General features: G+C 42.4%; 27 protein-coding genes. 9 read left to right on the top strand and 18 right to left on the bottom strand.

Features of this window, described 5'->3' with window-relative positions; all coding sequences use genetic code 11:
- Nucleotides 1-192: 192 nt before the first annotated feature.
- Complete coding sequence (locus JUE95_RS12385) at nt 193-792, bottom strand: recombinase family protein (protein ID WP_203652159.1); 600 nt, start codon at nt 790-792, stop codon at nt 193-195.
- A gap of 322 nt (nt 793-1,114) precedes the next feature.
- Nucleotides 1,115-1,876, bottom strand: a complete 762-nt coding sequence (locus JUE95_RS12390; RefSeq protein WP_203652160.1) for a competence protein ComK — start codon at nt 1,874-1,876, stop codon at nt 1,115-1,117.
- A gap of 852 nt (nt 1,877-2,728) precedes the next feature.
- Between JUE95_RS12390 and JUE95_RS12395 the strand changes: the two genes are divergently transcribed.
- Entirely contained in the window at nt 2,729-3,280 is a 552-nt protein-coding gene (locus tag JUE95_RS12395) for a hypothetical protein (RefSeq protein WP_203652162.1), read from the top strand.
- A 163-nt stretch (nt 3,281-3,443) separates the two neighbouring features.
- On the opposite strand, the gene JUE95_RS12400 is transcribed toward JUE95_RS12395, so the two are convergent.
- Nucleotides 3,444-3,746 carry a type II toxin-antitoxin system mRNA interferase toxin, RelE/StbE family gene (locus JUE95_RS12400; RefSeq protein WP_203652163.1) on the bottom strand — a complete coding sequence of 101 codons (303 nt, stop codon included), beginning with the start codon at nt 3,744-3,746 and terminating at the stop codon, nt 3,444-3,446.
- Entirely contained in the window at nt 3,736-4,014 is a 279-nt protein-coding gene (locus JUE95_RS12405; protein ID WP_373305691.1) for a plasmid mobilization protein, read from the bottom strand. Before JUE95_RS12405 ends, JUE95_RS12400 begins: the two co-directional genes overlap by 11 nt.
- A gap of 403 nt (nt 4,015-4,417) precedes the next feature.
- Here JUE95_RS12405 and JUE95_RS12410 point away from each other — a divergent pair, with 403 nt between their 5' ends.
- Nucleotides 4,418-4,831 (top strand): DUF1828 domain-containing protein, encoded by a 414-nt coding sequence (locus JUE95_RS12410; RefSeq protein WP_203652166.1) that lies wholly within the window; start codon nt 4,418-4,420, stop codon nt 4,829-4,831.
- A 177-nt stretch (nt 4,832-5,008) separates the two neighbouring features.
- Nucleotides 5,009-5,200, top strand: a complete 192-nt coding sequence (locus JUE95_RS12415; RefSeq protein WP_235995497.1) for an AbrB/MazE/SpoVT family DNA-binding domain-containing protein — start codon at nt 5,009-5,011, stop codon at nt 5,198-5,200.
- Between the two features lie 49 nt (nt 5,201-5,249).
- Here JUE95_RS12415 and JUE95_RS12420 read toward each other — a convergent pair whose 3' ends face one another.
- The 10 genes from JUE95_RS12420 to JUE95_RS12460 form a co-directional block, all read right to left on the bottom strand.
- On the bottom strand, nt 5,250-5,408 hold the full coding sequence (locus JUE95_RS12420) for a hypothetical protein (RefSeq protein ID WP_203652168.1): 159 nt from the start codon (nt 5,406-5,408) through the stop codon (nt 5,250-5,252).
- A gap of 302 nt (nt 5,409-5,710) precedes the next feature.
- Nucleotides 5,711-5,953: a type II toxin-antitoxin system RelB/DinJ family antitoxin gene (locus JUE95_RS12425; RefSeq protein WP_203652170.1), complete on the bottom strand. Its 243-nt coding sequence runs from the start codon at nt 5,951-5,953 to the stop codon at nt 5,711-5,713.
- A gap of 109 nt (nt 5,954-6,062) precedes the next feature.
- A complete protein-coding gene (gene relB / locus JUE95_RS12430; RefSeq protein WP_203652172.1) occupies nt 6,063-6,302 on the bottom strand; it encodes a type II toxin-antitoxin system RelB family antitoxin in 240 nt (79 codons plus the stop codon).
- A 77-nt stretch (nt 6,303-6,379) separates the two neighbouring features.
- The gene (locus JUE95_RS12435; RefSeq protein WP_203652174.1) at nt 6,380-7,777 is read right to left on the bottom strand and encodes an AAA family ATPase; all 1,398 of its coding nucleotides are present in this window, start codon (nt 7,775-7,777) and stop codon (nt 6,380-6,382) included.
- Between the two features lie 219 nt (nt 7,778-7,996).
- A complete protein-coding gene (locus JUE95_RS12855) occupies nt 7,997-8,122 on the bottom strand; it encodes a hypothetical protein (protein ID WP_268920925.1) in 126 nt (41 codons plus the stop codon).
- Nucleotides 8,123-8,259: 137 nt separating this feature from the next.
- On the bottom strand, nt 8,260-8,709 hold the full coding sequence (locus JUE95_RS12440) for a Panacea domain-containing protein (RefSeq protein WP_235995499.1): 450 nt from the start codon (nt 8,707-8,709) through the stop codon (nt 8,260-8,262).
- Nucleotides 8,710-8,882: 173 nt separating this feature from the next.
- Nucleotides 8,883-9,305 carry a protein-export chaperone SecB gene (locus JUE95_RS12445; protein WP_203652176.1) on the bottom strand — a complete coding sequence of 141 codons (423 nt, stop codon included), beginning with the start codon at nt 9,303-9,305 and terminating at the stop codon, nt 8,883-8,885.
- A complete protein-coding gene (locus JUE95_RS12450; protein ID WP_235995501.1) occupies nt 9,305-9,859 on the bottom strand; it encodes a helix-turn-helix domain-containing protein in 555 nt (184 codons plus the stop codon). The genes JUE95_RS12445 and JUE95_RS12450 overlap by 1 nt, the downstream gene beginning before the upstream one ends.
- A gap of 28 nt (nt 9,860-9,887) precedes the next feature.
- Nucleotides 9,888-10,241 (bottom strand): hypothetical protein, encoded by a 354-nt coding sequence (locus JUE95_RS12455; protein ID WP_203652180.1) that lies wholly within the window; start codon nt 10,239-10,241, stop codon nt 9,888-9,890.
- Nucleotides 10,242-10,743: 502 nt separating this feature from the next.
- Entirely contained in the window at nt 10,744-11,556 is an 813-nt protein-coding gene (locus JUE95_RS12460) for a spr1629 family repressor/antitoxin (RefSeq protein ID WP_268920926.1), read from the bottom strand.
- A gap of 304 nt (nt 11,557-11,860) precedes the next feature.
- Here JUE95_RS12460 and JUE95_RS12465 point away from each other — a divergent pair, with 304 nt between their 5' ends.
- From JUE95_RS12465 to JUE95_RS12475, 3 genes are all read left to right on the top strand, one after another.
- Complete coding sequence (locus JUE95_RS12465; RefSeq protein ID WP_203652188.1) at nt 11,861-12,160, top strand: LasU family protein; 300 nt, start codon at nt 11,861-11,863, stop codon at nt 12,158-12,160.
- 129 nt (nt 12,161-12,289) lie between these two features.
- Nucleotides 12,290-12,976, top strand: coding sequence for a class I SAM-dependent methyltransferase (locus JUE95_RS12470; RefSeq protein ID WP_203652191.1), 687 nt, complete (start codon nt 12,290-12,292; stop codon nt 12,974-12,976).
- Between the two features lie 96 nt (nt 12,977-13,072).
- On the top strand, nt 13,073-13,696 hold the full coding sequence (locus JUE95_RS12475) for an HAD family hydrolase (RefSeq protein ID WP_203652193.1): 624 nt from the start codon (nt 13,073-13,075) through the stop codon (nt 13,694-13,696).
- Between the two features lie 71 nt (nt 13,697-13,767).
- Here JUE95_RS12475 and JUE95_RS12480 read toward each other — a convergent pair whose 3' ends face one another.
- Nucleotides 13,768-14,745 (bottom strand): serine hydrolase, encoded by a 978-nt coding sequence (locus JUE95_RS12480; protein ID WP_203652195.1) that lies wholly within the window; start codon nt 14,743-14,745, stop codon nt 13,768-13,770.
- Nucleotides 14,726-15,448, bottom strand: coding sequence for a hypothetical protein (locus tag JUE95_RS12485; protein ID WP_203652197.1), 723 nt, complete (start codon nt 15,446-15,448; stop codon nt 14,726-14,728). The genes JUE95_RS12480 and JUE95_RS12485 overlap by 20 nt, the downstream gene beginning before the upstream one ends.
- 242 nt (nt 15,449-15,690) lie before the next feature.
- On the opposite strand from JUE95_RS12485, the gene JUE95_RS12490 reads away from it, so the two are divergent.
- Complete coding sequence (locus JUE95_RS12490) at nt 15,691-16,770, top strand: acyltransferase family protein (RefSeq protein ID WP_203652215.1); 1,080 nt, start codon at nt 15,691-15,693, stop codon at nt 16,768-16,770.
- 60 nt (nt 16,771-16,830) lie between these two features.
- Here JUE95_RS12490 and JUE95_RS12495 read toward each other — a convergent pair whose 3' ends face one another.
- Nucleotides 16,831-18,015: an NADH-dependent flavin oxidoreductase gene (locus tag JUE95_RS12495; RefSeq protein ID WP_203652199.1), complete on the bottom strand. Its 1,185-nt coding sequence runs from the start codon at nt 18,013-18,015 to the stop codon at nt 16,831-16,833.
- 131 nt (nt 18,016-18,146) lie between these two features.
- Here JUE95_RS12495 and JUE95_RS12500 point away from each other — a divergent pair, with 131 nt between their 5' ends.
- Nucleotides 18,147-19,073, top strand: a complete 927-nt coding sequence (locus JUE95_RS12500; protein ID WP_203652201.1) for a LysR family transcriptional regulator — start codon at nt 18,147-18,149, stop codon at nt 19,071-19,073.
- Between the two features lie 76 nt (nt 19,074-19,149).
- On the opposite strand, the gene msrC is transcribed toward JUE95_RS12500, so the two are convergent.
- On the bottom strand, nt 19,150-19,602 hold the full coding sequence (gene msrC, locus JUE95_RS12505; RefSeq protein WP_203652203.1) for a free L-methionine (R)-S-oxide reductase MsrC: 453 nt from the start codon (nt 19,600-19,602) through the stop codon (nt 19,150-19,152).
- A gap of 560 nt (nt 19,603-20,162) precedes the next feature.
- Here msrC and JUE95_RS12510 point away from each other — a divergent pair.
- A partial coding sequence (locus JUE95_RS12510; RefSeq protein ID WP_203652211.1) for a lectin-like domain-containing protein occupies nt 20,163-22,429 on the top strand: 2,267 nt, incomplete at its 3' end.

The raw sequence follows: 22,429 nt of genomic DNA on the forward strand, positions 1-22,429 counted from the left end.
GTTCGCTAAACTCAAATGAAATATATCACCGGATAGGCTAAAGTACAACCCGGTCAAGTAAACGCTATTTTACATAGAATGAATAAATATTAAAGCACGTGAATAATTCAATAATTAATCTATCCATAAATCAGACTAAATAGTTAAACTGGTTAACGACATAAACAATATTTATAATTTTCCTAATTTAGATTAGCCCTCCATTTCATTTTTGATCCGTTGAATCAGCGTCAAACTTCTCCCAGTGAGTTGCTGAATTTTCCGTAATGGGGTGCCGACCTTCAATAACCGTTTGATTTCAAAGTACTGTTTCCGCCTATCTAAATTGGAGACATTTGGCCCATAAAGAATAGGGCGCCCTTGATAGACGCCCCGTTGTTTGGCTAGTGCGATGCCTTGACGCTGACGTTCGAGAATCTTTTTGCGTTCCTCAGCCGCCAGGTATTTTTGCAGTTCCATGGTGATTGAACTCAGTAAGTTGCGGGTGTTTTCATCATCAACTTCTTTGTAAGAAGGCATATCCAGAAAGTCAATGGTCGCGCCCTTACTCCTGACTTCGATGATGACATTGGTCACGTCATTAACATCGCGACCTAGCCGATCCAGACTGATGACTTTGATCTCATCTTCTGGTTCCAAGATGGCTAGGAGCTGTTTTAAGACTGGCCGGGATAAATTGGCACCCGAAGCCTTTTCTTTGAATATCCGATCAACGCCTAACCCAGATAATGTTTGGATCTGCCGAGCAAGGTTCTGATCTTTACTGCTGACACGTGCATAACCATAAATCATGAATTTCCTCCTAATAAAAAATGGACTGAGACAATCGCCTCAGTCCAAATTTTATACTTTTTGGGGTGTACCCTAAAAAGTTATGCTCATCATCCGCCCTTAACCAAACCTTAATAAATATACACCTAAAAAATTATGTGTCATTTTTTTCTAAATTTTTAAAATTTTTGGAGACTTTTCACCTTCTCCCGGCTTATACGTAACCGGGGTGTTGTGGTTTATGTTGTGGTTTATGTTGTGGTTTATGCTGTGGTCATGGGCTGATCGTCAGGCGCATTTTCCCCTACTCACTTAGTCATACAAGTTATGGGTGCGGTGGCGATCAGAACTCCGTATCGGGCAGCTGCCAGTAACGGTTATGGTTGAGGTCGTCATCGACTTCATCGGTGAACTCCAGGAAGCCCACCTTCCCTAGAATCAGTCCGCGCTTGAGCTTCTCAATCTTTTTCATGAGTTTTTCAACTGCTTCCGGTGTATGGTATTGACCCAAGTCTGCCATATCGAAGGTGGGGCAGATTTGCGCCGCTTGCTGCTTGAGGTAGCTGGCGATTTTTTTGCAACGTTCCTGCTGACTGTCGACTGCCCTTTTACTGATGGGCCACTCCAGTGTCAGATGATAGTCAATAATCACTCGGCTGTGGTTATCCGCGAAGTCCCAAATGTCGCTTTGATATCGCCAACGGAACCAAGAGCGGTTGGCCGCGTCCCGTTTACTCACAGGCACGAGCCAAAAATCACGGCAGATATACGGCACGTACTTATTGATGTTTAAAGCCTTCGCGATGGTGCAGCGGATATCGCTATGATAGTCCAACGGGAAGTGGTCATGCAGCCGCGTTATCAGCTGGTTCGGCGTTGGCCTGACTTTGATCAGCCGCTGGTCATCATACAAGATGATGGTGTTGTATTGACTTTGAGTACCAGCGCAGTTAATCAGCGCGAGAATGTGCTCCCAGTCTGGCTGGAACTTGAAGTCATCACTGGCGCGCGTCACCTCGTCAAGTTGCAGTTCTTCAGGGGCAAGATAGTTTTGTTTTTCCACTCGCTGGCGTGCTGCCGGAGTGAGATCCATATAGTAAGTCATGGGTGGAACCTCCTTGGTTGTTTGTGAGTTAGTTTTTGAAACTGGAGACATCATAACTGGAATAGACCAAAAAGAAAAGCCAAAAGAATCGGGAACGGCTGGCGGATTGGGCTGGTTTTAGGCTGATCGATTAGCTGGCGAGTATGGGAGATTGGGCGCTGGTTTATAGCTTGAATGTGATGGGTCATTCTGTGAAATGGGCTAGACTACGTAATTACTGGGTTATATGCGGGTGTTCGGCGGTCGGCTGGATCAGTTGAATCCTGAATAGTGATGATTTCAATTTTTGGCGGCAAAAATTTTTTTATTTTTTTGATTTTGGGGGCTTTTTGGAAACGCTTGCGGTGGGAAGTGCAAGTTCGGAGTCGTATATGTAGGGAATTTGCTGGTTTGATGATATAATTTGCCCGTAGTCGAGAGGCTACTACGACAGTTTGAAGGTGGTGTCATACTTTCCGCCACCTTTGGGTTCCTAGTGTTGAGCGTTCCGGTCCGTCAAGCCGGGGCGTTTTTTTGATCTCGTGCCCGTGGTACCGGGGTTCGCGGGGACTGTGAAAATTGCGAGTCGTCTAACAACGGAGATGTGTGGTTTGGTGCTATAATGCCTGCGTAGTCGAAAGACTACTTAGAACCCAATCGGAGGGTCCTCAGCCCTCCTCGATCTTTTATAGGCACCCTGACACATTTCACCTCGCACGAAATACTCAGGGTGTTTTTTGCGCGCGCCGGCGTGGCAGATTCGCGCGGGTGTCCCCCGTTTGGTGCTGGGCGGTCATTTTACATAGACGGTATGGTGGCAGTAGCGTATCATTTTACCTGCAAGATAGACTATTCGTTAAGGTGGGAAAATCGATGATGAACAAACGGTTAATAACGGCCATCGTCCTGTCGGCGGGCCTGCTGGCGGGGGGCGCGGCGACGGCTGCCACGGGAACGCTGACGGCTGAAGCGGAGACGACCTGGACCAAGGGATTGCCGAAGCCGCTGCGGCATAGCCGGTGGGAGTCGCACTCATTTAAAAGCATCGGCAACTCGCGGGCGCGCTGGGGCATGGCCTTCTGGAACAGCGATGCCAGCGGTGAGCTGCTGTCCGGCCACGACAAGTTCAAGGGGATCATGCACCACGCCTACTACCATCACGCCACCGGCAGCAATTACTACTACCTGAGGGGCGACGAGTGGCTCAACGACATGATGGATATGAACACCCACAAGACGTTTAAGGTTCACGAGTACGTGTACTACCGGATCACGCTGGCGAATAACAAGGCCAAGTACAAGTCGCTGAGCACTACCGACTACTACGTCGACCCCAAGCACCCGGAAGCCCAGCCGGTGAAGCAGCATAACAGCGCAAAGTATGCGATGGATTCGGGGATGTGGATGGATCGGGTGAAGCGGTGAAGGCGGTTGGTTGACTTGGTGCGGGGATTTGATATAATGAAGTTACATAAAATAGTACACAGTTAACACAGAAAAAAGAGCCGGGCTGGGCTCTCTTTTTTGGTGGTTTGAATCTACCACTAAAATAACAAATGGTTCATTCTTCATGAAATTAAATACATATTTAGTGAAGCAGACTATGATCCCCGGTTGCAACTAAAACGAGAACTAATTCTTCATGTTCAATGCGGTAAATCACAATCCACTGATCATATTCTCGTTTAAACTTTGATTTATATCTTGCCGGGTGAAACTCACGATAACCGGCCCAATTACCATGTAGTGCGTGATCATCGATTTGCGTTAATATTTCAGCGTCTTGCTCGTCAATTGCGTGTAAACAAAGTGAAACAAGTTCGACTGGATAGTGCTTCTTCTTTAACTTTTTAAATTCGCGTTTGAAGGTAGGAAGCCCTTTAATCTTCATCTAAATTCTCCGTCCACTTTTCAAAATCATCAATATCACCAATAGTTTCAGCCATATGATGTTGATCTTCGTATTTTGCTTGCTGGGCTTCGGGAGAATCTAGAAAACTGACTAATTTTACTTCATTGTTAGCTGCTTTAATCAGGGATAATCGGACGTACTCAGATACAGTTAAACCCATTTTAGCCAAGTTAGCTTTTGCACGATCACTGATATCTTTAGTGACACGGGTAGAAATAGTTTTACTCTTTTTGACGTTTTGCATAATCTAGCCCCCTTAGGATGTTTACTATCGTATTACATATTTATTTTAACAATTTACTATAATTTTGACAACAATTTAAATGTTCACCGTGTTGATAAGGAGTCAACAAATAGTTTTGTCTAATTTATATCGGAAATATCACTATCAGAAACCGCAGACTTGGTAATCAGCTGTGGTAAAAATCAGGGGGGAATGCCCACTTCTTCCAAAGATTAGCTTCAGTTCACTCATATAGGAATCACCATGCCTAAAAGCATACATACTTATCATTTCGTGTCCAATTATACAGTTGACTATCTTTGTCCCTATTTCGCGATTTGGGTATTTCAGGGGAACACATGTGCTAAAATAGTACTTGAGTTAGTTAAGTAAATTAAATCAGATTACATAGAAGGAAGTGTCCCACTTGGATAACCTCAGTGCTGAAATAGATAATATCGCGAACAACTGGCTAAAATCTATAAAGAACAGCAGCTCGTTTACAATGGCGAGTAAAAACCAATTACGTGTGAACACTCCCTTTTCTGACTCATTCGGCGATCAAATTTCATTAATAATTTTGTTGACTGATAATATGTATACAGTTACGGATCAGGGTTACACGTTATGGAATTTACAAACACATGGTGCCAATTTAACCGATAAGAAGTCTCAGCAATTTAAAAATCTAATGGCGATCCTCGATAAAGATGATGCCGAGCTGACTGATAACGAAATGATTCAAATAAAGGGTAGCAAAGATGAGCTTCCGCAAATCATCAACAATTTAACTCAAACACTGATACAAGTTTCTGTTCTGATTTACTTAAGTACCGGCTAAGAATTCAACATCACCCCTTTTTTCAATCTACATTGCAAGTTGCATTTGCCTGATTGATAGATACAAAGCAGATACCTTAACCAAAGATGAAAGGATGTTTTGTTATGAACCAGATAAAAGAACAAACCAAGATCACCCAGTGGGGACACCTCAAAGGCTATCCGTATTCCTAGCCATGTGATTAAACAACTTAACCTTGAAAATGATGACAACCTTTCAGTTACCATTGAAGATGGTTCTATTGTGCTCACCCCATTGAAAAAGAAACCAACCAATATTCATGAATTGTTTGATGGCTGGATTGATGATGGCGTTCGGGATAGTGAAGTTGATTGGGGCGAAACTAAGGGGAACGAATTTAAGTGGTAGAACGAGGGAGTACCCTTGATGGATACTCCCTCGCTATTACAATTATTGTTTATATTTTAGACAAGATCGCCATGGCCTTGCGAATTTCATCATTATTGAGTAATCGTGTCACCACAACTTGTTCAAACTGTCTGTAAATCTCATCCTGCTTCAAAGTTGACGGCTCGGCAACAGACTGATTGCTTTTTAATCCTTTAATCGTTAACATGTCAATTTCTCCTTGTAGCAGCTTTAGCAAGCCGATGTTTCTTGCGCTCATTCAGCCAAAGCAGAATGAAGAATATTCCACTGCTGATGCCCCAAGCAATACCCGTTATCAGCGACAGCCAAAGCGGGTGAAAAAAGATGGTGATCATCATTAGAATAAACGCAACTGAATTAAATCTCTCATTAATTCTGTTCCATTTGTCGTATGGCGCAACCCATACTTTTGCAGTTTTCATTAATAATCATCAGCTTTCAGAGATATAGTGATTGGCGCAATTTTGATTAATATAATCTTCCAATTCTTTAACGGGATTGAGTCAAATTATGGTTATGCAGTGCATCATTACGTGCTTCATCAATATTGTCCGGAATCAGAGATGACTTGTCAAGTGGCCATGAATTGTTGATGACCGTTTGTGCGAGGAACATATTGACTGCCGTGCTCAAATTAAGCCCAAGTGCAGCGTAAATCTTCTGGGCTTCTTCTTTAGTTTGCTTATCCACTCGTACGTTTAACCGAGCATTCTTATTTTTGGATTTGTACATGTCAGCCACCTCTAGGATTATTTTAGTATATTTATTTGAATTGAGAATCCTGTTTTACTTGCATTAAAAGCGAGACACATCTCGTCTAAGTCTAATAGAAATTGCCAGCTTATAAGTCATCATCCGCCATGCCAAACTGACGGAGAACTTCTGCCATTGAATAGGTCTCCTTGCCACTTTCTTGATAGCGTTTAAAGGCGACCTTGGCAGTCAGCTGATCGCATTTGTCTTCTAGTTGTTCCATCGAGTATTTCTTAACCAGGTCAGACAGCGTGATACCATAGAAATCCGCCATGCACTGCAGCCATTTCTTTTCGGCATCACTAACATGAACAGTAATCATTGTCATAAGTGGTCGCCCCTTTCTGTGTGTTTATCGTATTACATGCTGGCGGAATTGCAAAGAAATGTGGTTTGCTTGGTTGGCTATTTCTGTGATTCCTCTTCTACTTTTCTAGCATTGCGAAATGCACGCTTGATCTTGGTTGGATTAACTTTTTCAAAAACGGGTTCGTCCATACCGCCTAGCTGAATGGCACGAATGTATGTGTCACGCAGATTGTTCGTTGGTTTAATATTTTTGATCGTGATATACCGGTTTTCAGGATTAGTTGTTGTAAAGACAATCTTCTTATAATCTAACACCTCGAGCGGGCGCAGATTGTGAGAAGTAAAGATCAGCAACCCCTTTGCATTTTCAGCAATAACATCAACGATTTCACCTAGTAAATATTCAAAAATACCGGCATCTAGTTCATCAATGATGGCTATTGCCCGCGGTGTATTATAAACATTAATGAGTGTACTTAATATAGAAATGATTTTTTTGATACCATCGGACTCATACCGTAACGGATATTCTTTCCCGTCACGCTCAGCCATCAGCTCCACCACGTTCATTTCCTTTTGATCTTTGGTGACAACAGTATCCTTTTTGACCAGTGAGATGGTGAGCTGCGGAATCAATATTGGTAACATTTGATTAATTTGGTCGAAGATTTTTTGACTGAATTGATAGGTACTTGGTTCAATTTCGTGCTTACCATCCATCGGAATTTCCGTCATGCCAAAGCCGCCTTCAACAGAGAAGCTAAGTGGCAGGCTGATATCTGAATAGATTTGGCCGGAAATTTTACTTGAGTAAATGGATAAATTTAACGCGAAAGTATTAAAGACTTCCTGTACGTAATGTAATTCAGGACCGAATATCGTTTCGTCTTGAACAATTGCAACCATCTGATCGTTGAAAAACAGTGAATCACCCTTGGGCTTTACAATTCCGCTAACGATTCCAAGCTTGATTTGATTCTTGGGTTTAGCAACTTTACTTTCAACACTTTTAGTCAAATCTAGCAGTGGCAGGTCTATCGATGAACTTAACTTAGCACCCTGCTTATAGTGAAAAAGAAGTCTTGTTTTGGCACGAGAAACATTGCGTTTATAGTAAATTTTTTCATCGTCAATCCATAGTTTTGATTGCTTTGTGCTAAAGGTCACCTGATAAGTCACGTCCGCTTCTTCACCAGCAAGCGCAACGGAAATGGTTGAACCACTCCCTTCTTCAAGCGGTACTAGGTCGACCAAACTATGGTACAAGTTCTCCGATTGCGGCAGTACTGACGCCTCAATAATCATTTTTACCAAAGTCATTGCGTCAACAAAGGTCGTTTTACCAGAACCATTAGGCCCGTATATCCCCACCGTATTAAATGGCTGATTCTTATTAATAAAGTTGATTTTGCCGTATTTCACGTTCTGAACATTTTCAATAGTAACCTCTTGGAGATGATAATGAAGATCAAAATAACTAACTTGTTTTTTCATTTTAAATCCCCATTTAGTATATTTTATACTGATTATTGGCTTTAGTATACAAAATGTAACTGTTGATTACAAGGATGGAGCAATAAGTTGACGAAGTTATATCGTTTCCCGCTCTCTAATAATTACGAGTTTGTTGTCGGTTATCTTTAATTTTTTCTTAGAATCATAAAAGGCGCTTAGAATGAACGAACATTCTAAGCGCTTTTTGAAGTGTAATTTCTACTCTTGTTCATCTTCGTAGGTGTTCAGAGCCCCATATAAGTCAGCACCGACACTCATCCAATCTTGTTTCAGGGCGTCATAGTCTGACACTAGGTAATTATCAGAAGTATTATAATTACCCATGGTTGAACCCAAGTCTAAAACGCGTGCGACCCCTCTTATAATGACGGCATTGCAAACAATGTATTTCCATGTACCATACTGACCCCTCATTTCAAAAACGTTCTACATGATTACTTACGATAAGTATAGATACTTTGCTAATCACCGTTATAAATACTTAAATAGAAGTTTCTCATATCATCAGTATCAATAACCTTGTTACTATTTTGATTAGGTTCGTAACCTCTTCTAGCATTTTGCCAAGGGATCTCTGTATGAGTTAGCGCTTCAAGTTCATTTGCGTCCCTGTCTCCATACGTTGCCCAAACAGATTCTAGCAGATCAGTGGTTTGCTTATCGAACTCTGGCTGATCATCAGGTTGCGGAATCGGATTCCAACCACACTCACGGTATTTTGCATAGAGTTTCGGTGAAACCGGTCCATGAACCCATGCCTGAAATTGATCGTCATTAATAATAGAACGATGTAGTAATGCCCAACCCCATGCCACAGAATAGTAGGTCAGCTTTTGCACCTTCTTATCACTCATTGGTTCCTTCTTAAGAAACCAGTCAGCAACATCACATACTGAATAACTATCAGTCATCTCATGGCCCCCCTTCTGTGTCTTTGCTGATTCCTTTACATTCATATTAAATGACGAATTTGGGTTTAGCAAGCTTTAGGTGTTGCTATTAATTCGAGCATTTTAAGTTAACCGCAATCAGTTGCTTTAATAATATATACCGCGTGGAAAGCAACATGGTTTGTCTTTATTCATCACTTATTATTACCATTTTGTTTAGCTATCACTTCACCCACATTAACTGTTGGCATAATGTAACTCGGATATTCATTCGAGGTCATCGTCAGTGTGGAGACTACCATTCGAATATACGGATAAAGAATTGCGACTGCATTATTACGCACAAGCGTATCAGGTCCAATATTGTCTGTATCAGTCTCTGGATGATATATAAAGAAACCAGTAAGTGTACATTTTAAATCAAATGGTACGTTTGAATCTTCAATTGATCCTACTGACACTGATAAGGTCACTTCGATATGATTATCATTTATTGAATTTTTTACCTGAATTTTGGGATTCAACTTTATCTCGCTTTTAGATATTACTTTATAATTTTTATTCCGCTGATACTGCATGTTATCAACTTGATATCCCTCAAATTCTAAAATTGTCATTATGCTATCCCTCCAAAATTAGTTAGCTTAAACGCTTCATCAAATTTGCTTAACTTGATAGTTTCATATTTAGGTGTGTGCGCAGCATAGGTAGAAGTAGCTAAATGCTGATTTAATAAATCACTAGTAGTTTTGGGAGAATGTATTTTATGGAATGTACCATTTCGATAATCTCTCTCAGCACTCCGGAACAAATTTTCCTGATACTTAACCTGTACTCGGCGATTATTTTCTATCTGAGTCAAAGTGGACGAGGCAATACCTAGTTCATCAGCAAACTCTCTAACAGACAACCCCAAATTTTCCCGCAATGTTCTGATTTCATGCGGTGTCATGTAACCCTTACGTTTTCGATAAGCATCAACAGATCTTTTTACATTCTCCATCGGGTTATTAAAATCACTCCATAATTCACCCTCTGAGTCACGCCAATAATGATTTTCCACTAATAAATCATCAACATCCTTAACTCTAACCGTCTCAAGTAGCCAAACCTCAGTGTATAGATCAGTTGTACCTAATTCTTCGTTATAAAACTTTTTTTTAGTTACCATCATACGTTCTCCTTTAAAATGAACAATCTTATCCTCTGCTATATGGAAATACCATTGGATATTCAGCAATATGTAATGATATCCAAATCACTGCTCCACTGGGCTTGTCCTGAAACTTTAAATAGCAATCTTCACCGTTAATATTCAAACCAAATACCCATATTACTCCAGGTACAATTGGTGTGTGATTATCTAACTCAGGTCCAGAAATGTAATTTTGGTACTTTAAATGATCATAGATAGTATCGAATGCTAATTCATCATCTTCAATTCCTAAAGCACTCAATGTTTGTTGATTCTTTCGACGCCGGCTCAGTTTCCAAAGCCTTCGTCGTTGTCTAATAGATTCTAACATGCTCTTAATGCTGTCGATATCGGCCAACCATTCACACATCCAGACTTTATTATCTATATTTTAGCATATCTGTATCTCAGGAAATACAATTTGGCTTTTAAAATTTTTCTTCTCTAGAAAAACTGAAAAAAGTTACTCCTAAAATAAACACTCATTTGTAGTTTGTTAAAATGCATCCCCTACCTAATATATAGTTTCGCAAAAGGCCACATAATGGTTTTATTTTGTACGATTTTTGGTTTTCGCCGATAAAAGCACAATTTTCTTATAATCAAAGGTCACAAGAAGATACAGGCTGTGAGAAATTACTTTTCTTGTAAATTTAAGTTTAGCCTTCTCTTCTTCATAGGTCATAAATAGGCGCTCAGAATGTTATTTCATTCTAAGCGCCTAATTTTGAAGCTAAACATTTACCTATTCTTCCCCTTGCCGATAATCATCCAGCATAGAAATAATAGACTCTTCATTAAAATACTCATCAAAGAAATGATCATCAAAGAAATGATCATCAAAACAGCATATTTTCGCTTTAAATCATATAGAAATCAGGGTTTGATTTCCGAGCGAGCTGCTGAAAGTCCTGGGTGAATTCCTCTTGTGGTAGCAAAAAAACGCCAGCAAAGTTATTGGCCTCATCCTCTAGTTTATCGACTTCGGATTTATCAAGAATTGCCATATCGATGTCATTGTGAAGCAAAATGTGACCTAGTTCATGCGCCAAATCGAAGTTTCTGCGAACTGCGGATTTTTTAACACTTCCAAGTACAATAAACGTGCGCTCAGATGTTGAAGCACTGTATGCATCAATGGCGGCACCAAGGTCTTTTTCCACAATATATATCCCACTGCGCTCTAACAGATACATCAAATCACGATTATTGGTGACTTTGAGTATTTTTCGACTACCTTTAGCAACAGTCTCAATTAGCTGACTCCGTGATATTTCAGAGTTCTTTTGAATGTACTTTTGAACCCGTTTTTGAAGGTCAGAGATAGTCGTTTGTGGAAGTTTCAAAGTCTGTTCAAACGTATCAAGATAATAAATTTGAAAATCTAAGAATCTCAGTTCCAAGCGGGTCTTCTTTCGAGAATCACGATCTTTCGGCCGATATGCAACCTGGGACTCATCCGCACTTCTTATTAACTCGCCTTTTTCAAAAAAATACTTCGACTCCACGTTGAACAAGTTTCGTATTTGGTTTAAAACCTCAATCTTGGGAATGATGTCTTTTTTTTCGTACTGCCAAATAGCCTGTTCAGAAACTGACAGCCGATCTGCCAAATTTTTTCTAGACATACCATTTAATTCTCTAAGATCAGCTAATTTCTCGCCAAAAAACATGTCGATCACATCTTTCTAAATGAGTTCACTAATTTCTTAATAACGCGATTTATGAAAATACAAGTTAATATTATCATTTCTAATTTAGCAAAACCCCCTTTTGCTAAATTAGAAGTAAGATATTGACCGTCTATTTAACGAAATGCTACTAAATCGAAAATAGATATTAACAATTCTGGAATTAAATCAGCTTAATCAGGAAAAGCCAATTTTCCGTGAACGACATTATTTTTAAAATATTTATGGTAAAATAAGCTAAAATATAGATGGCAATTTCTCCTGCTTAAACCCGGAGACGATCCCCATGAAGAAGTTCCTGATCGCATCACCCACGTTTGTCCTGCTGGCACTCATCATGATTAGTCTCGCAACACCTAGTCCTAAACCGGATCTGTGGAATAATCTGCTGGTTTTTGCCACGGTGGGCTTGATTGGTTATTCCTTCGTGGCAACCTTTATCTACGGTATCGCGCTGTCATCTCAAGGACACTCTAATCAAAAATTAGCCGATATGCCGCTTGGCCGCAAACTGCTATTTAGCTATCTGCTGGCCGTTTTGGTGATTACAGTAGCTATCGTCATTTTCCTGATGGCGCATAATTAAACAATCAATTAACCAAGGGGCGCAAACACTTAGCTTGCGCCTCTTTTGTACGCTAATGGGACTTTCACCACAACCGATAGTCAGGTATACTGAATTAAATTTCCCACGACAATAAAGGAAGCGAAGTTATTGAAAAAAGGTTTAGATGCCCCCTTAGTTCCCGTCTTGCTGCTTGGCTTCGGCCTGGTTGCCCTAGTTACCGCGCTGTCCTCGCATGACCTGATCAACTTAATTTTCTCGCTGATTCTCTTAGTATCAGGCGTTTTGTATCTGTACACCTCTTTAGTTGGTAAATACAAGATCATCACGACGGTGGTCAGCCAGATGGCACTGCCACCCAACGCGCAGGTTTTAGATCTTGGCACCGGTCACGGCGCGTTTCTGATGGAAATCGCTAAGAAATTAAAGGTCCCTGGAAAAGTAACCGGCATCGATATTTGGCATCAAAGTGATCAATCAAACAACGCCTTGGCAAACACGCAACGGCTCATTGACGCGCAAAACTTGACTGGTGTCAGTCAACTCACTACCGCCAACATGACTGATCTGCCTTTCGATGACGAAAGCTTTGATTTTGTGGTGGCCAGCGTGGCGATTCATAACGTCAAACCGGCATCCGCCCGGGCGAAAACCATCAGTGAAGCTTACCGCGTTTTAAAACCCACTGGTGAAATCATCATTATTGACATTGAACACGTTGCTCAGTATCGGCAAACCTTGCAGCAGCTGGGTGTGACTGAACTCACGGTCTCTAATGCCGGTGTGAACGGGATGTATGGCGTCATGATGACGAAAATTTTACGCGCCAGAAAATGACGCAGACGGCTACTGCACCTTGAACACACACAAGCAGCGTGCAATACTGAAACTAATATCAGTTCATTAGAAAGTTGGGTGAAGATGATGTATCGCATGATCAGTTTTGATTTAGATGGCACTCTGGCGGACACTTTTCCGGTGATCTTGAAGTCGTTTCGCAGCACGGTTCAGCATTTTACCGGTGAAAAGATTGACGACCAGCGGATTTTCGACACTTTTGGAACGAATGAGCAAGGCATGCTGCGCAGTTTGCTGCCAGACGTCCCGTTAGATACCGCTTCGGATTACTTTTACGACGCCTATCAGCAGGCGCACGAGGATTTACGCCAGCCGTTTCCCGGCATCGTGGATTTACTCAAAGACTTAACCAGCCATGGCATTCAAATCTCGCTGCTCACTGGCAAGGGTCAGCAGGCGTGCGACATTTCACTGAAAATGCTGGGGCTTACCGGCTACTTTAAGCCCATTCTAGTGGGCTCGCCGGAACGCAACGTCAAAACCGATAACCTTAAACGCCTGGTGGCGACGCAACAGATTGCGCCGGCAGAATTAGCCTACGTCGGCGATGCCACCAGTGATATCAAGGCTTCCCAAGCTGCTGGCATTCACTGTTTCTCAGCCGCTTGGTCACCCAGTGTTCAGCTGGATGCGCTCAAAGCGATGAACGCGGATGTTTATGAATCGGTGGCGGCTTTGCGGGAGAAGCTGCTGGGTTAAATATTTTATAAATTTGCAACAAAAACCGGATTACCTAACGAGGTAACCCGGTTTTTTGTTGTTGATACCAACTATTTTTCACTAAAATTAATGTTGTACAGTGTCTGACCCAACTGCTGCATGGCACTGATTTGCTTATTTTCACTTCCATTTTGCGACAGCACCACCGCAACAAAGGCCTGGTTGCCCCTTTTGACAATAGCAGCATCATTTTGCACGCCATAATCAGGAAATTCACCAGTCTTATTGTAAACAGTCGCTTTTTGATTGATCAAAGCAGGTAATTTACTTTGATTGGCATTATTCGTCATTAGCTGCAACATCTCTGAATCATATGGCGCACCCAAAACGCTGTGCTGATAGAGTTTGACCAGCAGGCTGCCCACATCTTTCACCGAAGTCAGATTATCTTTACCATTCTTCAACGCTTGATAGTCCAACATTTTCCGCTGTAAATACGTATCGCTGCAGCCCAGTCGTCTGATTTCACCATTAACGGTACTTAGCCCGCCTAATCTATCAATCAGCACGTTGGTTGCTGAATTATCACTATTACGAATCATCAGCGTAAGCAACTGCTGAACGGTGAGCTGACTGACGTTTTGATGCGCTAACTCGCCAGTACCGCCCACTCGGTCCGCTTTGGAAATCTCGACGTCTTGGTTTAACGACAGCCGTCCCGCTTTTATCTGGTGAAAAGCTTCAACCATGATGAATAATTTAATCACGCTAGCAGAACGCTGCGAGCGATTATGCATGATAACGGGTTGCTGGGACTTTAAATTGTAGACGTAGATTGAAGTCTTGCCGGATGCCGAAGTCACACACTTTTTCTCAGCTGTTTGAATTTCACGTTGTGCTGAATCCACTTTTGAAGTTGCATTTGGAACACTGCTTGCTACTCTGGTATGGCTAGAACTGGAAGCAGCTTTGCTGGTTGAGACTTTCGACTGGACTTTGCTGGCGTGCTGATTGGCTTTGGAACAACCGCTGATGCCAATGGCACAAAGCAGCATTAAGACAATTAATTTATTGAACCCAAACTTCATTGACCAAATCTCCCTTGTAGGACTTACCATCGGTCAAAACGGCACCACCATCATAAGACGTGTAGCCGTAATAAGTTTCATTTTCACCGTTGCTCCAGGTAACATCAATCTTAACGTTGGCATTGATGGACTTGGTATCGTTGGTACCTGAGGTCACATCGTAGGATAGAATGCCGCTTTGATTGGTTGCAGATATAGTGGCCACACCATGATAACTGCTGCCATCGTTATTTTCCTGAACTACGGTACCATCAGAATCAATAACCAAGTCGCTTTGCGGACGCTTGGAGTCATAGTTATAGAATGAATAATCGCCCACAAACTTGGAATAGTTTGAGAAACTGTCATTCGTAGCCATATTGCTGGAGCCGTTATTGGCCGCGGCTTGGTTCTGCTTTTTACCCTGCTTCAGCAGAAAAGCATCGTTACTCTTTTGAATTTGAAAGTATTCCGCTTTGAGTGAGCCAAAACCCCTTTTACTCAGATCGGTAATTTGGATGCCATTGAGGGCTTTGTTGGAGTCTTGATAGTGACCATCTTCATTTAAATTCCGAGCCGTCTTAATAACGCCTTCATCTTCTGAAATCTTACTTTGATTCTTGCTAGAACTGCTGGCACTTTGGCTGGCCTGAGAACTTCCGCAACCTGCAAGACCTAGTGTGACAACAGTAAATAAGCTTAGTAAAACTGGAATTTTCTTCATGATAATACTCCTTAGACTATCGATATATAACCATTAACTAACTATTATTGTAAGCTAATCGTTTAACCAAAACAATTTGATTAAGCAAATAATTCCAATTTTCTTAATTCATGAAGCTTAAAAGTTGGTACTATTTTTAATTTACTTTCCATATACAAACGTCAGTGATAGCATTAACTATGAGTGTTTTGCCAATCCTCGCCGATGGCATTTCACGAATCCAGATTAAGGTGGAATCATCCATGAATGATACTGAACCCGCCGCCGATATTGGCGACTACCTCAAACTTGGTGCCTGCACGGCCGTGATGTCGCAGCCGATTATGGGCTACGCGCTGACCACCAGTCCAAACATCGCCGCCCAAACGTGGATTGGTATTTTGTATAACCTGGTTAAGTACACAGCACCAGCCTTTATATTTGGCATTTTGTATACTACAACTCGAATGACGATTGATAATCGTGACCTCACATACCGCCGCTACATGAGAAATACGTGGCACGCGCTGTTCATCCCAACGATTTGGTGGACGCTGATTTACTTGCTGGTAATGCCGCAGATGCAGCAAGTCAGCCATTACCATAGTCTCGGCTTATTTCTGTGGCAATTTATCAACGGCAACGCTGCCCCTCATCTGTGGTATAACACCATGATGTTGCAGTTCATTATCCTGATGCCGTTGTTTTGGACAATTGGTCGCTGGTGCGGTCATCAACGCAATCGTGGGACAATGGTAGTTTGCGTTACCGTGCTAATTGCTGGCGCATGGCTGTGGTTCTACGACTCGCAGGTTTTTCACGGCCCGCACGCCACCGATTGGTACCTGCTGGACCGGCTGTTTATCAGCTTCTTCATCTACGGCGTCTTTGGTGTGCTGGCATGGCAGTATCGCGAACAGTTCGACCGGTTGATTATGAAATGGTGGCCGGTGATTGCAGTAATTTTTGCTGGTGCGTTCTGGTGGACTAACCATGAGCTGTTCAGCTATGGTTTTCCGGTCAAGTTGACCAACGCGCCCTACTACAAGCCGTCCATGACGGTCTACGATCTGGCGGTGATCGGTTTGTTCGCGGCACTCTGCTTGTTTCAGGTGCGCGCCAAACGGCCGTTCACCAAGTTCGTGCACCGCTTTGCCAGTTTCGCCTACAAAGCCTACTTATCTAATGTTTTCTGGTCCGAATGCCTGTGGCTGCTGTTCGGTAAAGCGCTGACAACGGCTCATCCTTTGATTGGTATTTTGACCGTCTACGTGCTGACTTGGTGTTTGTCCTTTGGGTCGGCGTTTGGGATTCATGCGGTTTGGGTGAAAATAATGAAGTGAAGGATTAAAAAACTAGATAACAAAACAAAGGCCAGTCAAATTTAACTGGCCTTTGTTTTATTATGCCCCTTCATGAGGTGCTAATTTATGATTAAATAGTCCCTTATCATAATCGGGTTGATTTGAAATATGCATGGCTGATTGTAACCGGACAATTAAGAAATTCCACATTGCTGGTGTAATCCCTAGTTCGTCTAGATCAGAAGTGGAAATCGTGTAACGGATGCTGTCTTCATCATCTGTTTCTACCTTTTGGACCCAGTTTGGCTCACGCAAGATTTCACGACCAAGTGCCACAAACGTAATGCCGGCATCCATAACTTTCTGAGCATCTTCCGGTTTTTCAACTGAACCAACAGAAATCAATGGTAACCGATCAGCTACTTGTTTTTTGATTTTTAGAATCAAAGGTTCCTTATCAGAATCATCGTTTAATGACGTCCGCCAAGCATAACCCATCGAAATGTGTAAATAATCAATTGGTTGTTTGCACAAAACATCGATAAATTTCAGTGTGTCTGCCATCCGAATACCAGGCGTTTCAATTTCTTCAGGAGAAATTCTGTAACCCACAATAAAGGGACGATCCGCATACTTTTCAACTGCTGCGTGACATGCTTCGATAACTTTCAAAGCGAATGTCATTCGTTTCTCAACTGAACCGCCCCACTTATCTGTTCGACGATTAGAATGAGGAGAGAAGAACTGCTGCAGTAAGTATGTGTTAGCTCCATGGAGCTCGATTCCATCGAATCCAGCTTGAATCGCTCGACGGGTTGCTTCACCAAAATCTAAAATAATTTGCTCAATTTCATCATTACTCAACTCCCGTGGCGTTTCTGCATTAGGACGTTCAGCCGCTACTGCACTGGCACTCACAGTCTGTTCACCACGGAGCACTTTCGAATTTGACATCCGTCCGGCATGAAAAATCTGTAACACGGCTTTCGTACCATTCTGCTTCATCGCCGCAGCCATCTTAGTCAATCCGGGCAGGAACCGGTCATCAGTGATCGACAGTTCGCCTTCAAAACCCTTACCGTTTTCAGAAACGTTGGCAACTGGTGAGATAAATAACCCTACCCCACCGCTGTGAATTTTAAAATAACGTAACTCATCTGATGTGATTGACCCTTCCTCAAACGCAGACGCTTCTGTCATTGGAGGTATAACAATTCGGTTCTTTATTTTAAGACCATTGCTAAATTGATAAGAATTCAAAAAGCTGTACTTTGTTTTTGACATCACAATCATCCTTCCTAATATAGCGGGTAATTTATTTTACATCTTCAGTATAGTATAATTAATCACAAAGTCGAATACTTCTTGTAATACGGTTTCATAACTAATCAGTTATAAAAAAGAGATGAATGATATTGGAAAATCAAAGAACAGTTGCCGATATTTTAAAAGCGATTCAACAATTAGGCAGTATTACGGCGGCTGCTAAACATCTTTACGTTTCACAACCATATGTCAGTCGCATTATTAACCAAACTGAAAAAGATCTCAATGTCCAACTAATCGACAGAAGCGCCAAACCACTAAAGCTGACTTTCGCTGGTTCAACTTATTTAACGGGGTTAGAGAAGATTTCTTCACAACAGCTGTTGTTAATACAAACCATGGAAGAGATCTCACAATCGAAATCAGGCAATATTTCTATCTCAATGAGTTCACACTTAAACCAACCCGAAATTACCAATTTATTCGCCAACTTTGTTCAACGCTACCCACATTTTCACCTTGAAGTTCACGAAGCACCATCAGTAGAAGCGGAAAAAATCGTTCGCGATAATCAAGCTGACCTTTATATTGGACCAAAATCCAGTCGGCAAAGTAACTTTTCATACCGAATTTATCGCCAGCTTGGCTTCAGCATTGTCATGCCCAACGACTATTTACCCGCTGTTTCAAAACAAACTACTGCTGATCTCCTCAAACAATTACAGAACTACCCCTACATTGCTATTGATACCGCAATGGTAACCGGAGAACTCGTTTCTGCTTATCAAAAGCAACTAAGACGGACCACTTTACCAGTGCTGACTATGAATAATCCGCAGCTCATCATACAACTAGTCAATAGCGGGACTGGCTGGTCAATTGTACCGAACAGTTATCTAAAAGATAAACGTTTAAATATTCAAATTAAACCGATCCCAATCAACGAATTAGAATACACCTTCATCATGGCCCATCGCGATAGTAAAGAAAATACACCAGAAATGAATGCCTTGTTGAAAATCTCGCAGCAAGTCTATGGAATTGACCCAAAAACACAGTTAAAGTTGCACGACTAAGAGGTTCTATTTCCTGTGTGATTCAGTAAGTTCCATTAAAAAGCGGGCTGCCATCGCTGGTAACCCGCTAAGCTTCCTAATTAAAAATCAGCGGTGCAATTTTACTCAAATACTCTTCATCAACTTCATCAAACGTCCCGTATTCTGGACTGTCCAAATCTAGAACGCCCCAGAACTGACCGTCTTTGAACACCGGCACCACTATTTCAGATTTAGAGGCACTATCGCAGGCAATATGTCCGGGAAAGTCGTGCACGTTTTGGACGATCTCTGATTTTTGCGTTTTCGCAACGGTACCGCACACCCCTTTGCCGATTGGAATATGCATGCAAGCTGGCCGACCTTGGAACGGACCGAGGATCAGCTCGCCATTTTTGAGTCGATAATAGGTTGTACCGTTTAACTTCGGTAATTCATGAAAGACCAAAGAGACCAAATTACTCATATTGGCCACCAGATCCGTTTCGCCTTCTAATAAACTTTCAGCCTGTTTCACTAGCAGTTCGTAATTCTCTCGTTTATTCGCCATATCGTATTTCCTCCTCAAAACAAAAAAGCACTTTCGTCCGTTATCAGAATTTGATTCCAATAAGGGACGAAAGTGCTTTTCCGCGGTACCACCCAGTTTTACATCGTTCACACAAACAACGTACACTTCGAAAATAGCAAAAGCTACCTCCTAGCCCTGTAACGGGGGCACCCGACATTATCTTACTTGCTACTTGATAATGAAGACCATTGTAAAGACCATCTTCAAGCTTCACCGATGCCACCTTTCATCAAACGGCGGCTCTCTGCAATCAGGCTGCGCTCTACTCATCTTATGTCCGTTTTAGCTGTTAAATTGACATTGATTATTAACCAAATGCACGTCAATGTCAACGAGTAAGTCCTTCCTATATTGTATCCGACATCAAGTTTACATTATATAAAACTGTTTTATGAAATAGATTGAATTTCTTCTAACGCTAAGATATACTGAAAAAGTCGCAAAAAATGGTTTACAAGTCAAGGTACTTATAATAAGTAAGTTCCGCCGATTTGAAGCGCTAATGAGTTATCACAAAAAAATGCATAAGGGAGAAAACAATGCGAAACAAAGTGCTAACCGATAGTCAGAATACGAAGTGTCATTACAAGATGTACAAAGCTGGGCGTAAATGGATATTTTGCGGAATTACGCTGGCGAGCCTAACTGCAACTTGCTTGGTAGGCGCCACCACGGCACATGCTGCCGCTCCAGAAGTAACGCAGCAAGCTCAGACTGCCATAACTCAACCAGCTGTTTCTGGAATGAAAGCAACTACGGATCAGGTAAATTCATCAAACAAGCCTGGTTCCCAAACTGCCGCAACGCAGCCAACCACTCCCTCAGAACCAGCGGGACAATCAGCAACTCCAAATCCAACTGCTACACCTGAGGCACAGAAAGCTGATACCTCAGCGACTCCAACTAGTCAAACTGGCAACCAAATTACCATCGATCCGTCAAACTTTCAGCAAGCCTTCGAAGTTCATGGTGACGCTCATTTTGACAATACAAACCCGGGAACTGTGACCCTTACGAATTACATTGGCGGCCAGCAAGGCAGCATCACCCTCAACAACAAGATCAGCCTCAACCAGTCATTCGACATTAAGGGTCAAATCAACCTCGGTGCCGTGGACCAGCATAATGGCGGTACCAGCGGCAACAATGGTAACGGTGGCGATGGTTTAGCCTTCGGTTTCCATGATGCCAACAGTGATACCGTTGGTGATGGCGGCGCAGGTCTTGGCCTTGCCAAAATTCCTGACGCGATTGGTTGGAAAGCAGATACTACATACAACTGGACGCTTACCAACGATGCCCAGCCTGATCCAGGCGACTTTAGTAACGGTCCTCGCACATCTAAACGTAACGATTGGGGTGGCGGCCAAGCCTTTGGTGCCTTTATTCAAAGCTCCAAGGATACCGGTGTTCCAGGCAACACGCCAGGAGTGGTTTACACCACTGGCGTCACTAAAGGTTTAGATAGCGCGCAAGCCATTGACGCACCGGCGCCAAGCGCCGCTGATAGATCTAAGTCCACCGACCCTAAGAACTGGACCGGTGAATTTAAGGACATCGAAATCAATTACAACCCCAACTTCGGCGGTAAAGTCGTTGACGGTAAAATTGTCGATGGCAAAAAGATGCTGACTGTTACTTATGATAGTAAAAAGTGGCAAAAGGACATCACCGATTGGGCAGCTGATAAAACTGACACGGCCTTCTTCGTTTCCGCTGGGACGGCGGCTAATCTGAACCTCCAGCAATTCCGCCTGCAGTCGTTTACCTATCAGCCAGCCGCAACCGTTGACGTTAAATACTATTATTCTACGGATCAAAACCTCATTGACCATCCTAATGCTCCGGTAGATCAAACTGGTCTTAAAGAAATTCCGGATTACGTTGGTGAAGTTGATTATCCTTCCGGTGCATACGTTGGTAATGCTTACCTGACGTGGTCTCAATCGATCAAAGGGTATTCATTTGTTCGTGTACTGGATGGTTCACTACCCGTAAATGGTACCTTAGATAAGGCTGGAAACAACGGTTCCGTCAAGTATCTATACGTACTAAACGGTAATTTTGGGCAAAAAGCAACCATCAAGTTTTGGGATAAGAACACCAATCAGCAACTGGGCCAGACTGTCACAATTGAGGGTAAAAACAATACCCAGGCCAACTACTCAGATCAAGCTGCCATTGATGCCTATATCAACGACGGCTACGCGTATAATCCGAAAAATGACGAAACGCTACCTGGTATCATTTACGATAATAACAATGATCAAGATCAAACCTACAACGTTTATCTGTCACATCAACTAAAGACAGTTCCAGAAACGCAAACTGTCACCCGAACCATTAATTACGTCAATGCGGAAGACGGTTCAAGTCTGCACAACTCATTAGTAAAAACCTTGAACTTTACTCGCGGTGCAACCACTGATTTGGTAACGAATACCACTACGTACGGTGACTGGTGGTCAGCCAAACCAGCCTTTACTTCTATTACAAACCCGGATATTGACGGATATTACACAACTGATCAGCCGGCGCCAGCGCTTAACGTCGATTTGAAGCAAGGTATGCCATCAAAGGATCAGCTCAATTTGGTAGTTAAGTATATGAAAGATCAGTTTAAGGCACAAGTTGATGTTCCTACCCCTAAACCTGGGACGGTACCCACTACTGATCCGCAAGTTTGGACTAATGTGAAAGTTGGCGAACCACTCTCTAAACCTGGGACAGTCCCTACTACTGATCCGCAAGTTTGGACTAATGTGAAAGTTGGCGAACCGCTTTCTAAACCTGGAACAGTCCCTAC

Source organism: Secundilactobacillus yichangensis, from assembly GCF_016861565.1.
Classification (GTDB): Bacteria; Bacillota; Bacilli; order Lactobacillales; family Lactobacillaceae; genus Secundilactobacillus; species Secundilactobacillus yichangensis.

Bases quoted from the DNA above. Each gene is read 5' to 3' on its own strand.
- JUE95_RS12385 (WP_203652159.1), bottom strand. From the start codon at position 792: ATGATTTATGGTTATGCACGTGTCAGCAGTAAAGATCAGAACCTTGCT.
- JUE95_RS12390 (WP_203652160.1), bottom strand. From the start codon at position 1,876: ATGACTTACTATATGGATCTCACTCCGGCAGCACGCCAGCGAGTGGAA.
- JUE95_RS12395 (WP_203652162.1), top strand. From the start codon at position 2,729: ATGATGAACAAACGGTTAATAACGGCCATCGTCCTGTCGGCGGGCCTG.
- JUE95_RS12400 (WP_203652163.1), bottom strand. From the start codon at position 3,746: ATGAAGATTAAAGGGCTTCCTACCTTCAAACGCGAATTTAAAAAGTTA.
- JUE95_RS12420 (WP_203652168.1), bottom strand. From the start codon at position 5,408: ATGTTAACGATTAAAGGATTAAAAAGCAATCAGTCTGTTGCCGAGCCG.
- JUE95_RS12425 (WP_203652170.1), bottom strand. From the start codon at position 5,953: ATGTACAAATCCAAAAATAAGAATGCTCGGTTAAACGTACGAGTGGAT.
- relB (WP_203652172.1), bottom strand. From the start codon at position 6,302: ATGACAATGATTACTGTTCATGTTAGTGATGCCGAAAAGAAATGGCTG.
- JUE95_RS12435 (WP_203652174.1), bottom strand. From the start codon at position 7,777: ATGAAAAAACAAGTTAGTTATTTTGATCTTCATTATCATCTCCAAGAG.
- JUE95_RS12855 (WP_268920925.1), bottom strand. From the start codon at position 8,122: ATGGGTAATTATAATACTTCTGATAATTACCTAGTGTCAGACTATGAC.
- JUE95_RS12440 (WP_235995499.1), bottom strand. From the start codon at position 8,709: ATGACTGATAGTTATTCAGTATGTGATGTTGCTGACTGGTTTCTTAAG.
- JUE95_RS12445 (WP_203652176.1), bottom strand. From the start codon at position 9,305: ATGACAATTTTAGAATTTGAGGGATATCAAGTTGATAACATGCAGTAT.
- JUE95_RS12450 (WP_235995501.1), bottom strand. From the start codon at position 9,859: ATGGTAACTAAAAAAAAGTTTTATAACGAAGAATTAGGTACAACTGAT.
- JUE95_RS12460 (WP_268920926.1), bottom strand. From the start codon at position 11,556: ATGTTTTTTGGCGAGAAATTAGCTGATCTTAGAGAATTAAATGGTATG.
- JUE95_RS12465 (WP_203652188.1), top strand. From the start codon at position 11,861: ATGAAGAAGTTCCTGATCGCATCACCCACGTTTGTCCTGCTGGCACTC.
- JUE95_RS12475 (WP_203652193.1), top strand. From the start codon at position 13,073: ATGATCAGTTTTGATTTAGATGGCACTCTGGCGGACACTTTTCCGGTG.
- JUE95_RS12480 (WP_203652195.1), bottom strand. From the start codon at position 14,745: ATGAAGTTTGGGTTCAATAAATTAATTGTCTTAATGCTGCTTTGTGCC.
- JUE95_RS12485 (WP_203652197.1), bottom strand. From the start codon at position 15,448: ATGAAGAAAATTCCAGTTTTACTAAGCTTATTTACTGTTGTCACACTA.
- JUE95_RS12490 (WP_203652215.1), top strand. From the start codon at position 15,691: ATGAATGATACTGAACCCGCCGCCGATATTGGCGACTACCTCAAACTT.
- JUE95_RS12495 (WP_203652199.1), bottom strand. From the start codon at position 18,015: ATGTCAAAAACAAAGTACAGCTTTTTGAATTCTTATCAATTTAGCAAT.
- msrC (WP_203652203.1), bottom strand. From the start codon at position 19,602: ATGGCGAATAAACGAGAGAATTACGAACTGCTAGTGAAACAGGCTGAA.